The 12,041-nt window shown below is 63.8% G+C and carries 10 protein-coding genes; all 10 read left to right on the top strand.

Going from position 1 to position 12,041, the window contains the following annotated elements; all coding sequences use genetic code 11:
• The first annotated feature begins 3 nt into the window (after positions 1–3).
• Positions 4–849, top strand: coding sequence for an SPOR domain-containing protein (locus ACTG2G_RS11700; RefSeq protein WP_005340771.1), 846 nt, complete (start codon positions 4–6; stop codon positions 847–849).
• Positions 850–1,036: 187 nt separating this feature from the next.
• Positions 1,037–1,570, top strand: coding sequence for an ATP-dependent protease subunit HslV (gene hslV / locus ACTG2G_RS11695; RefSeq protein WP_005340772.1), 534 nt, complete (start codon positions 1,037–1,039; stop codon positions 1,568–1,570).
• A gap of 66 nt (positions 1,571–1,636) precedes the next feature.
• Positions 1,637–2,965: an HslU--HslV peptidase ATPase subunit gene (hslU, locus tag ACTG2G_RS11690; protein ID WP_005340773.1), complete on the top strand. Its 1,329-nt coding sequence runs from the start codon at positions 1,637–1,639 to the stop codon at positions 2,963–2,965.
• Positions 2,966–3,220: 255 nt separating this feature from the next.
• Positions 3,221–3,862 (top strand): TetR/AcrR family transcriptional regulator, encoded by a 642-nt coding sequence (locus tag ACTG2G_RS11685; protein WP_439985455.1) that lies wholly within the window; start codon positions 3,221–3,223, stop codon positions 3,860–3,862.
• An 85-nt stretch (positions 3,863–3,947) separates the two neighbouring features.
• Entirely contained in the window at positions 3,948–4,916 is a 969-nt protein-coding gene (gene hlyD / locus ACTG2G_RS11680) for a secretion protein HlyD (RefSeq protein WP_439985454.1), read from the top strand.
• Positions 4,913–6,682, top strand: a complete 1,770-nt coding sequence (locus ACTG2G_RS11675; protein ID WP_439985453.1) for an ATP-binding cassette domain-containing protein — start codon at positions 4,913–4,915, stop codon at positions 6,680–6,682. Before hlyD ends, ACTG2G_RS11675 begins: the two co-directional genes overlap by 4 nt.
• On the top strand, positions 6,679–7,788 hold the full coding sequence (locus tag ACTG2G_RS11670) for an ABC transporter permease (protein ID WP_439985452.1): 1,110 nt from the start codon (positions 6,679–6,681) through the stop codon (positions 7,786–7,788). The genes ACTG2G_RS11675 and ACTG2G_RS11670 overlap by 4 nt, the downstream gene beginning before the upstream one ends.
• 3 nt (positions 7,789–7,791) lie before the next feature.
• Positions 7,792–8,880 carry an ABC transporter permease gene (locus ACTG2G_RS11665; protein ID WP_421387064.1) on the top strand — a complete coding sequence of 363 codons (1,089 nt, stop codon included), beginning with the start codon at positions 7,792–7,794 and terminating at the stop codon, positions 8,878–8,880.
• Between the two features lie 296 nt (positions 8,881–9,176).
• On the top strand, positions 9,177–11,723 hold the full coding sequence (gene nirB / locus ACTG2G_RS11660) for a nitrite reductase large subunit NirB (RefSeq protein ID WP_439985451.1): 2,547 nt from the start codon (positions 9,177–9,179) through the stop codon (positions 11,721–11,723).
• On the top strand, positions 11,723–12,040 hold the full coding sequence (gene nirD / locus ACTG2G_RS11655) for a nitrite reductase small subunit NirD (protein ID WP_041202829.1): 318 nt from the start codon (positions 11,723–11,725) through the stop codon (positions 12,038–12,040). The genes nirB and nirD overlap by 1 nt, the downstream gene beginning before the upstream one ends.
• Position 12,041 lies beyond the last annotated feature (1 nt).

Genomic DNA, 12,041 nt, shown 5'->3' with positions numbered 1-12,041 from the left:
TAGATGGCAACCCGGGATTATGTCGGCAGCCGCCCGCGACGTCGGGCGGGTGGCCGCAATACCAAGAAAGCGGCCCCTCGCCGCTTTCCTGTTATTCCAGTGCTGCTGGTCGTGGCACTGCTGGCAGGCTTTGGTGGCTTCCTCTACATGATCAATGGCAAGGGCAACGACGCCCCCACCATTGAGGAGCAGGTAAAGGCCAACAAGCCAAAAGCGCAGAATAACGGGCTGCCTCAGGAGAAGTGGAGCTACATCGAACGGCTTGAGAACAAGCAGGTCGATATCATAGAGCCGCCGACCCAGCCGGGTGTGCTGCCGCCACCGCCGGCAGATACCATGACCCTGCAGCCGGAAAAACTGCCGCAGCCGGTGCCGACCGACATTCCCCAGCCGGGAACACCGATCGGCCAGCCCAAGCCCTATCAGCCCAATCCGGCGACCACCCCTTCCACCTCGGGTGCACCGGTTGCCAGTGCGCAAGAGCAGGTGATCGACCGCAAGGCTGAACGGGAACGGATGGAGCGGGAGATCCGCGCCGAGCTGGAACGGGAGCGGGCCGAAGCGGCCAAGGCCAAAGCGGCCACTCCGCCAGCCCAGACCGCAGCCGCCGACAGCGGTCGCTATATGATGCAGTGCGCAGCCCTGCGCTCGCAGGATTCCGCAGAGTCGCTCAAGGCGCGTATCGCCTTCACCGCTGGCCTCTCTTCCAGCCTGCAGGTGATCAATGGCGCCAACGGCACCGTCTACAAGGTGATGGTGGGCCCCTTCAACGGCAAGGCGGCCGCCGACGCGGCCAACAGCAAGCTGCAGAGCTCCGGCATCAGCGGCTGCATTCCCAAGAAAGGGTAATCCGCTTACCGATGACGCAGGGCCGGGTGGCAACACCCGGCCCTGTTCTTTTGGTGTCACTCGCACCCACGCTGTTTGCTACCCCGTTTATCCCGACCAAAGGCAGGGTTGAAAAGCCCGTTTGCCATCCCCATCTTTCTTGCCATGCACAGTCAGGCCGTCATTCGGCTCAAGCGAGGTAAGTAAAGTGACTACCATAGTTTCAGTTCGCCGCAACGGTCAGGTCGTCATCGGTGGCGATGGCCAGGTCTCTCTTGGCAACACCGTCATGAAGGGCAACGCCCGCAAGGTTCATCGTCTCTATAACGGCAAGGTGCTGGCCGGTTTTGCTGGCGGTACCGCCGACGCCTTCACCCTGCTCGAGCGTTTCGAAGCAAAACTGCAGGCCCATCAGGGTAATCTGGAGCGCGCCGCCGTGGCGCTGGCCAAAGATTGGCGCACCGATCGCGCCCTGCGCCGCCTTGAAGCGCTGCTGGCCGTGGCCGACGAACACAAATCCTTCATCATCACCGGCAACGGTGACGTGGTGCAGCCGGAGCACGATCTCATCGCCATCGGCAGCGGCGGCAACTTCGCCCAGTCCGCCGCCATCGCGCTGCTGGAAAACACCGAGCTGGATGCCAGGACCATTGTCGAGAAGTCCCTCAAAATTGCGGGCGACATCTGCGTCTTCACCAACGGCAACCACACCATCGAAGTGCTGGACTATTCGGCGAAATAAGGCCACCAGCCAAACCCAATTTCCCAAGGGGCGGGCACTGCCCGCCCCGGATACAGGAACACCATCATGTCCGAGATGACCCCGAGAGAAATCGTCCACGAGCTGGATCGTCACATCATTGGTCAGGCCGATGCCAAGCGTGCCGTTGCCGTTGCCCTGCGCAACCGCTGGCGCCGGATGCAACTCAACGAAGAGATGCGCCATGAAGTGACCCCGAAAAACATCCTGATGATCGGCCCGACCGGTGTCGGCAAGACCGAGATCGCCCGTCGTCTGGCCAAACTGGCCAACGCCCCCTTCATCAAGGTGGAAGCGACCAAGTTCACCGAAGTGGGCTATGTCGGCAAGGAAGTGGACAGCATCATCCGCGATCTGACCGATGCCGCCATCAAGCTGGTGCGCGAAACCGAGATGGAGAAGATGAAATATCGCGCCGAGGAAGCCGCCGAAGAGCGCATCCTCGACGCCCTGCTGCCCAACCCGCGCAACACCTGGGGTGAGGAAGAGAAAGCCGACAACTCCAACACCCGCCAGATCTTCCGCAAGAAACTGCGCGAAGGTCAGCTGGATGACAAGGAGATCGAGCTGGAACTCTCCGCCTCCCCGATGGGCGTCGAAATCATGACCCCGCCGGGCATGGAAGAGATGGCCAACCAGCTGCAGGGGCTGTTCCAGAACCTGGGCCAGAACCAGAAGAAGAAGCGCAAGATCAAGGTCAAAGAGGCCATGAAGGCGCTGATCGAAGAGGAAGCAGCCCGTCTGGTCAATCCGGAAGAGCTGAAGCAGAAAGCCATCGCTGCGGTCGAGAACAACGGCATCGTCTTCCTCGACGAGATCGACAAGATCTGCAAGCGCGGCGAGAGCTCCGGCCCCGATGTCTCCCGTGAAGGGGTTCAGCGCGACCTGCTGCCGCTGGTTGAAGGTTGCACCGTCAACACCAAGCACGGCATGGTCAAGACCGACCACATCCTGTTTGTCGCTTCCGGCGCCTTCCAGATCGCCAAGCCGTCCGACCTCATCCCCGAGCTGCAGGGCCGTCTGCCGATCCGGGTCGAGCTGACCGCCCTGACCACAGATGACTTCGAGCGTATCCTGACCGAACCGAACGCCTCCCTGACCGATCAGTACAAGGCGCTGATGGCCACCGAAGGGGTCAACATCGAGTTCACCAAGGATGGCATCCGCCGTCTGGCCGAAGCGGCGTGGCAGGTTAACGAGCGTACCGAGAACATCGGTGCCCGTCGTCTGCACACCGTGATGGAGCGCCTGATGGAAGATATCTCCTATGACGCCTCCGAGAAGTCCGGCGAGACCTTTGTCATCGACACCGACTACGTCAACGCCCATCTCGGTGCGCTTGTCGAGGATGAGGATCTGAGCCGCTTTATTCTGTAAGCGCGATTGATCTGAAAACGCCTCCCCTGTGGAGGCGTTTTTATTTCTCCACCGCCTCCGTCATCTACACGAATTCTGGCCCTTATCTGCGGCAACCCATTCAATCAAAGGACGTTTTCAAACCATCTCTTTCGAATGCCCGCCGTTTTTCATCCCTGCTGAGATTTGCTCAAAAAAAGATCTGTTCACTTCTGCGCGATTGATTTATACATGCGTATAAATCAGATCAAAATCTGTGCAACAGGAACCAGAACGATGAATCCAACCCGGCAGAAACTGCTCGATACCGGCCTCGCCATCGCCACCGAGAAGGGGCTGCGCGGCCTGACGGTGCGCGAGCTGGCGGCTGCGGCCGAGGTGAACCTTGGCTCTTTCGTCTACCACTTCGGTAACCGCGACGCCTTTATCGACGAGCTGGTGGAGCTCTGGTACGCCCCCCTCTATGACGAGCTCAAATCGGTGGCAGCCAAAGGTTCCTACCCCTCTGCCATCGCCATGTTCGAGGCGACCATGGAGGCGCTGATCGGGCTGGTGGCGCGCCAGCGCGGCTTTATCAACCACCTGTTTGGCGATGCGCTGGCAGGCGAAGGGGCGGCCCAGCGTTTTCTGCTCAGCCTGCCGCGCCGTCATCCCCTGCTGCTGATCGAACAGGTGCGGATGGCGCAGGCGGAAGGGTCACTGGTCGCCGGTCACCCGCTCCAGCTGATGATCTTCATCATGGGGTCGGTCGGCCTGCCGCTGGTGATCGCCGGCAGCGGTCGCCAACTCGGCTGGCTGCCCGAGAAGGCCGCCCCCTTTCTCAGCCAGATAGACAACCCCGAGGCCGCCAGACAGCGGCTGGTATGGGCCCTGCGCGGCCTGCGCCCCACCGACATCAAAGAAGGAGACGCTGCATGAAACAACGCATCGCGATGGCAGCTCTGCTGCTGGCCGCTCTCAGTGGTTACCTCTGGTTGCAGAGCCATCCTCAAGGAGAAGCGGTATGAAGCAACGCATTGCAATCGTAGCCCTGCTGCTAACCGTTATCGGCGGCTACCTCTGGTGGCAGGGGCGCCCGGCCGACGGCTCCATCCTCTACGGCAATGTCGATATTCGCGACGTCAATCTGGCCTTTCGGGTCGGCGGCCGCGTCGATCAGGTGCTGGTAGACGAGGGGGATAGGGTAAAAGCCGGTCAACTGCTGGCACGCCTGGATCCGGCCCCCCTCACCCACAGCCGCGACAGCTCACGGGCCAATCTGGCTGCGCTCACTGCCGCCAACGCCTTGATTCACAAGGGCTATCGCAGCGAAGAGACTGACCGGGCCCGGGCAGCACTGGCCGCCGCCGAAGCCGCTGCACTGGAGGCCGACCAGCAGTGGCGCCGCCAGAGCGCATTGGCAGCCACCGGCGCCATCTCCCGCGGTCAGCTCGATACCGCCCGCTCCCAGCGAGACCAAACCCAGGCGCAGGTACGCTCGGCACGCGAACAGCTCGCCCAGCTCGAAACCGGCTACCGCCCGGAGGAAATCGCCCAGTCCGATGCCCAGCTGGAAGGGGCCAAAGCGGCGCTTGCCAGTGCCGAACTGGCGCTGGCGGATGCCAGCCTGACCGCCCCCAGCGACGGCATCATCATCAGCCGCGCCGTCGAGAACGGCAGCATGGTGCAGAGCGGAGCGACCGCCTTCAACCTCTCCCTGACCGCGCCAGTCTGGGTGCGCGCCTATGTGGAGGAGCCCTGGCTCGGCCACTTCCCGAGCGGCGCCAAGGTGACCCTCACCACCGACTCGCGGCCGGGCCAGCCCTATCACGGGGTGGTGGGCTTTGTCTCGCCCACCGCCGAGTTCACCCCGAAATCGGTGGAGACACCGGACCTGCGCACTCACCTCGTCTACCGGCTGCGCATCGTGGTGCAGGACCCCGACCCGGCCCTGCGCCAAGGGATGCCGGTCACCGTCAGGCTGGCCCCATGAGCTGCGCCATCTCCCTCGAGGGGCTCACCAAACGCTTTGGCGAGCGGGTCGCCCTCAACGCCATCTCGGCCACCATTCCGGCCGGCGGCATCACCGGGCTGGTCGGCCCCGACGGCGCGGGCAAGAGCACTTTGCTGCGCCTGCTGGCCGGTCTGCTGATCCCCGAAGCGGGCACCATCCGGGTGCTGGGGCTGGATCCGGTGAGCGAGGGAGACCTGTTGCGTCAGCGCCTCGCCTACATGCCCCAGCAGTTCGGCCTCTACGAGGATCTCAGCGTGCTGGAGAACCTCACCCTCTACGCTGACTTGCGCGGCGTACTGGAGCCCGAACGCACGCCTACCTTCGCGCGGCTGCTCGCCTTCACCGATCTTGCCCGCTTCACAGCACGACCGGCAGGCAAGCTCTCTGGCGGGATGAAGCAGAAGCTCGGGCTGGCCTGCGCCCTGCTCGGCACCCCGGATGTGCTGCTGCTCGACGAACCGGGGGTCGGAGTCGATCCCATCTCCCGCCGCGCCCTCTGGCAGATGGTACGCGAGCTGGCCAAGGGAGGGATGACGGTGCTCTGGAGTACCGCCTATCTCGACGAGGCGGAGCTGTGCGACCACGTGCTGCTGATGGCAGATGGCGAGGTGCGCACCAGTGGCACGCCAGCCGCTCTGATGGGGGCCATGGCCAGCCGCTGCTGGCTGCTGGAGGCGGGGCAAATGGATGGCCGCGAGCGGCGCGCCCTGCTGCGCCAGGCACTGGCTCACCCGGCGGTGATGGATGGCGCGGTGGCGGGGGAGCGGGTTCGCCTGCTGCTGCACCCGGGTATGACGCCACCGCCGCTCCCGGAGCTGCATCTCGCCAACGGCGCTTTTCAACCGGCCCAGCCCCGGCTGGAGGATGCCTTTATTGACCTGCTCGGCGGCGGCCCCGGCGGGGAGTCGAGTCTGGCGGCGGGGATGCGGGAAGCCGAACTGCCGCAGGGGGTCTCCCCCGAGGCGGTGATCGAGGCGCGCCACCTCACCAAGCGCTTCGGCGATTTTGCCGCCACCGATGATGTCAGCTTTGCGGTGAGCCGCGGCGAGATCTTCGGCCTGCTCGGCCCCAACGGGGCGGGCAAGTCCACCACCTTCAAGATGGAGTGCGGCCTGCTGCGTCCGAGCGAGGGGCAGGCGCTGGTGACCGGCATCGATCTGGCTCACAGCCCCTCGGCGGCACGCCAGCGCCTCGGCTACATGGCGCAGAAGTTCTCCCTCTACAAGCAGCTCACCGTGGCGCAGAACCTCTCCTTCTTCGCCGGTATCTACGGCCTGTTCGGCCGCCACCAGCAGACGCGGATCGACGCCATGGTGACTGCCTTTGCCCTCACCCCCTGGCTCGATCAGAAGGCGGAATCCCTACCGCTCGGCCTGCGCCAGCGTCTTTCACTCGCCTGCGCCCTGCTGCACGAACCGCCGCTGCTGTTTCTCGACGAGCCCACCTCCGGGGTCGACCCGGTAACCCGTCGCGAGTTCTGGTCGCACATCAACGCGCTGGCCGACCACGGCGTCACCGTGTTGGTCACCACCCACTTTATGGATGAGGCGGAGTATTGCGACCGCATCGCCCTCATCTATCGCGGCAAGCTGCTGGCGCTCGGCACCCCGGACGATCTCAAGGGGCTGGCGGCCAAAGAGGCGGCGACCTCTTTGCCAACAGGCTCCTTGCCGACCTGTTCTTTGCCAACAATGGAAGAGGCCTTTATCACGCTAGTCGAGCGGGCCAGCGAGGAGGACGCATGAGCATCAACCGTCGGCGACTGCTGGCCCTCTGCCGCAAGGAGACGCTGCAAATCGTCCGTGACCCGAGCAGCATCCTCATCGCCTTCATCATGCCGGTGGTGCTGCTGGTGGTGATGGGTTACGCCATCAATCTGGATGTGGACCATCTGCGCCTCGGCATCTGGCGCACCGACAGCGGCGCCCCGGCGGTGCGGCTGGAGCAGGCCCTGCGCGGCTCAACCGCGCTGGAGATCCACAGCGGCCCGAGCAAGGAGTCCCTGCTCGCCAGTCTGGCCCGCGGCGAGATCCGCGGCCTGCTGGTGATCGATGACGGCTTCTCCCGCGCCATGGCCGGTCAGAGCAATGGCACGCCGCAGGCGCTGCTGCTGACTGACGGCTCCGAGCCCAACACCGCCAACTTCGTCACCAACTATGTGCAGGGGATCTGGCAGGGGTGGCTCGCTGGCGAGGGGGTCGCCATGCCGGTGTCGATAGAGAGCCGCGCCTGGTTCAACCCGGCGCTGGTGAGCCGCAACTTTCTGGTGCCGGGCTCCATTGCGGTGGTGATGACCATCATCGGTGCCCTGCTCACCTCGCTGGTGGTGGCGCGGGAGTGGGAGCGCGGCACCATGGAGGCGCTGCTTGCCACCCCGGTCACCAAGGGGGAGCTGCTGCTCTCCAAACTGCTGCCCTACTATGGCCTTGGCATCATCGCCATGCTGCTCTGCCTGCTCTTCTCGGTGGCGGTGATGGGCGTGCCGTGGCGCGGCTCCCTGCTGCTGCTCTTTCTGGTCACCAGCGTCTTTCTCGGCAGCGCGCTCGGGCTCGGGCTGTTCCTCTCCACCGTGATGCGCAGCCAGTTCAACGCCGCGCAGGCGGCGCTGATCGCTGCGTTTCTGCCCGCGGTGATGCTGTCGGGCTTCGTGTTCGAAATCGCCAGCATGCCACCGCTGCTGCGGGCCATCACCCACCTCATTCCGGCCCGCTACTTCGCGAGCTCCCTGCAGACCCTCTATCAGGCGGGCAGCGTCTTCTCGATCCTGCTGGTCAACGGTTTCTGTCTGCTGCTGCTGGCCGGTTTCTGGCTAGCCCTGACCGCCCGCAAGACGCGGCGCACTCTGGAGTAACCCATGCTGATCCGACTCTGGTGGCTGATCCGAAAAGAGCTGCAGGCCCTGATGGGCAATACCCAGGGGCGCTTTCTGCTCATCATGCCGGTGCTGTTGCAGACCGCCCTCTTCCCGTTCGCCGCCACTCTGGAGGTGACCGGCAACACGCTGGCCATCTACAACCAGGATGGCGGAGCCCAGAGCCGCGAGCTGCTGGAGCGCCTCACCCATATGCCTGCCTTTACCACCATCATCCCGGTGCAGGGCGAGGCGGGCATGACCGAGGCCATCACCGGGCAGCAGGCGCTGCTCGGGCTGATTATTCCGGGGGATTTCTCGCGCCGGCTGGCGCGGGGCGAACCGGCCAAGGTGCAGCTGATTATCGACGGCCGTCGCTCTAACGGTGGTCAGGTGGCGGCGGGTTACATCAGTCAGGTGATCGCCCGCTGGCAAAGTGAGGGCAAGGGGCAACCCGAGCTGGCGGTGCGCAACCTCTACAACCCCAACGTCGAGTTCCACTGGCATATCCTGCCGGCGCTGGTGGCCATCATCACCACCACCGGCTGTCTGATCGTTACCGCCCTCTCGGTCGCGCGGGAGCGGGAAGAGGGCACCTTCGATCAGCTGCTGGTCTCGCCCCTCACCGCAGGCTGGATCATGGCGGGCAAGGCGGTGCCCGGCATCATGGTGGCGGTGGGGCAAGGGTGCATAGTCGCGCTGGCCGCCCGTTTTGTCTTTCACCTCCCCTTTGCCGGCATCCTCAGCCTGCTGATGGCGGGCATGGTCTGCTACGGGCTGGCACTGGCCGGGATCGGGCTCTTCATCTCGTCGTTCTGCTCGACCCAGCAGCAGGCCTTTCTCGGGGTCTTCTCCTTCACCGTACCGGCGGTGATCCTCTCGGGCTACATCTCGCCGGTGGAGAATATGCCGCAGGTGTTCCAGTGGCTGGCGGCCATCGACCCCCTCACCCACTTTATCGTGCTGCTCAAGGGGGTCTTCCTCAAGGGGTTTGACTGGTCGGCCGCCTGGCCCCTGCTCTGGCCCCTGCTCGCCATCGCCGGCGTCACCCTGTCGCTGGCGCTCGCCATGTTCCGCCGCCATATCGCCTGACGCGCCGCCTTGATCAGCTGATGCCGGTCTCGCCCAGTGCGAGGCCGGCCTTTTTCCGCCAGAAGTTTTCACTCCCCGGCAGTTGTTAAACTAGGTTTTCCCTCCACCATCCCTCACCCCAAGCCAGCGCAGAAATCATCAACTGGTATACCTATTTTTGTATATCTTTGAATTTTATCGAATTACCCCTGACGAGATATATAAATAGACACTTGATTTGCATCAATTGCCCGCCACGACTGACTGGGTAGCCTAGCCCCAGAATGATGTTTTATTACTCCAAACTAGAGGCAATCATGAGCAAAGTCAGACTGGTCGTTGTGGGCAACGGCATGGTGGGGCACCGCTTCATCGAAGAGTTGATCGAGCGGGCCGACCCGGGCCGCTACGAGATCACCGTCTTCGGTGCAGAACCCCGTCCCGCCTACGATCGCGTCCATCTCTCCTCCTACTTCTCCCATCACACCAGCGAAGATCTCTCCCTCGTCAAACCCGGCTTCTACGACAAGCACGGCATCCGCCTGCTGCTCGGCGAAGCGGTGAAAAAAATCGACAGGGCCAACCGCGAAGTGCACTCCAACAAGGGCACTGTGGTCGAGTACGACAAGCTGGTGCTGGCCACCGGTTCCTACCCCTGGGTGCCGCCCATCCTGGGCAGTCAGCACCATGAGTGCTTTGTCTATCGCACCATCGAGGATCTGAAAGCCATCCGCAGCGCCGCCAGGAGCGGCAAGAGCGGGGTGGTGATCGGGGGCGGTCTGCTTGGCCTCGAAGCCGCCGGTGCCCTCAAGGCGCTGGGTCTCGAGACCCACGTGGTGGAGTTTGCTCCTGTGCTGATGGCCGAGCAGCTCGACGGTCAGGGTGGCCAGCTGCTGCGCCGCAAGATTGAATCCATGGGCGTGCAGGTACACACCAGCAAGAGCACCAGCGAGATCCTGATGCATGGCGGTGAGCAGGCGAAGCACCGCCTCGCCTTCGCCGACGGCAGCCAGCTTGAAGTGGACGTGGTGGTCTTCTCCACCGGCATTCGCCCGCAAGATACCCTCGGCCGTTACGGTGATCTCGCCATCGCCGAGCGCGGCGGCATCGTCATCGACGATCACTGCCTCACCTCCGCCCCCGACATCTACGCCATCGGCGAGTGCGCCGCCTGGCAGGGCCGCTTCTTCGGGCTGGTGGCGCCGGGCTACAAGATGGCCCAGATCACCGTCGACCATCTGCTCGGCGGCGACAGCCGTTTTGAGGGGGCAGACATGAGCGCCAAGCTGAAACTGCTCGGCGTCTCCGTCGGCTCCATCGGTGATGCCCATGGTCGCACCCCGGGCAGCCACAGCTATGTGTTTCAGGACGACCAGGCTGGCGTCTACAAGAAGATCGTGGTGAGCGAGGACAACAGCCGATTGCTCGGCGCCGTGCTGGTGGGTGACGTGGAAGATTACGGCAACCTGCTGCAGATGATGCTCAACGCCCTGCCGCTGCCGAGCCACCCGGATACCCTGATCCTGCCCGCCTACGCCGGTGCCAAACCGACGTTGGGGGTGGATGCCCTGCCGGAGAGCGCCCAGATCTGCTCCTGCTTCGACGTCTCCAAGGGCGACATCGCCAAGGCGGTAGCCGAGGGGCACACCACCCTTGCCGCCATCAAGCAGCACACCAAGGCCGGTACCGGCTGCGGCGGCTGCGTGCCGCTCATCAGTCAGGTGCTCAACGCCGAGCTGGTGAAGCAGGGCATCGAGGTCAACAACCACCTCTGCGCCCACTTCCCCCACTCCCGTCAGGAGCTGTTCCATCTGGTCAAGGTGGAGGGGATCAAGAGCTTCGACGAACTGCTGGCCAAACACGGTCAGGGCTATGGCTGCGAGGTGTGCAAACCGACCGTCGGCTCCATCCTCGCCTCCTGCTGGAACGAGCATGTGCTGAGCCCGCGCAACGTCCCGCTGCAGGACACCAACGACATCTTCCTCGGTAACATGCAGAAGGACGGCAGCTACTCCGTCATCCCGCGCATGGCCGGTGGCGAGGTGACCCCGGAAGGGCTGCTGGCGGTGGCCGAAGTGGCCCGCGACTACAAGCTCTACACCAAGATCACCGGCGCCCAGCGCATCGGTCTGTTCGGGGCCCAGAAGGATGATCTGCCCGCCATCTGGCGCAAGCTGCTGGCGGCGGGATTCGAGACCGGTCAGGCCTACGCCAAGGCACTGCGCATGGCCAAGACCTGCGTCGGCAGCACCTGGTGCCGCTTCGGCGTGCAGGACAGCGTTGGCCTCGGGGTCTTCCTCGAGAACCGCTACAAGGGGATTCGCACCCCGCACAAGATGAAGTTCGGCGTCTCCGGCTGTACCCGCGAATGTGCGGAAGCCCAAGGTAAGGATGTCGGCATCATCGCCACCGACGCGGGCTGGAACCTCTATGTAGGCGGCAACGGCGGCATGAAACCGCGCCACGCCGACCTGCTGGCTTCTGACCTCGACCGCGAGACCCTCATCCAGCTGATCGACCGCTTTATGATGTTCTACGTCACCAGCGCCGACAAACTGCAGCGCACCTCGGTCTGGCTCGGCAACCTGGAAGGGGGCGTCGACTATCTGCGCGAGGTGATCGTCGATGACAAGCTGGGGCTGGCCGAGATCCTGGAGCGCGATATCCAGACTCTCATCGACAGCTACGAGTGCGAATGGTCGCGCACCCTCAACGAAGAGGAAGCTCTCAAGCGCTTCAGCCACTTCATCAACAGCGACAAGCGCGACCCGGACGTTCAGTTCGTCAGCGAACGTGACCAGCACAGACCCGCCACTCCGGCCGAGCGCATCCCCGTCTACCAGATCGAGGTGGAGACCAAATGATGAAACTTGCCTGTCAACTCAACGACATTCTGCCGGGAACCGGTGTCTGCGCACTCATTGAAGGCCGCCAAATTGCCCTGTTCCGCCCGAGCGCGGCGGCCGAGGTGTTCGCCATCGACAACCGGGATCCCTTCTTCGCCGCCAACGTGCTGTCGCGGGGCCTGATTTGCGAACACGACGGCGAGCTCTGGGTGGCCAGCCCGCTCAAGAAGCAGCGCTTTCGCCTGAGCGACGGCCACTGTTTCGACAACCCAGCCATGTCGGTTCAAAGCTATCCCGTAGAAGTGCGCGACCAGCAGGTCTGGGTCGCCGTCTAAA

This window comes from Aeromonas sp. 55A (assembly GCF_051919665.1).
GTDB lineage: Bacteria > Pseudomonadota > Gammaproteobacteria > Enterobacterales > Aeromonadaceae > Aeromonas > Aeromonas veronii.
The sequence above is the reverse complement of the archived record's forward strand: the minus strand, read 5'-3'. Positions and strand labels throughout refer to the sequence as shown.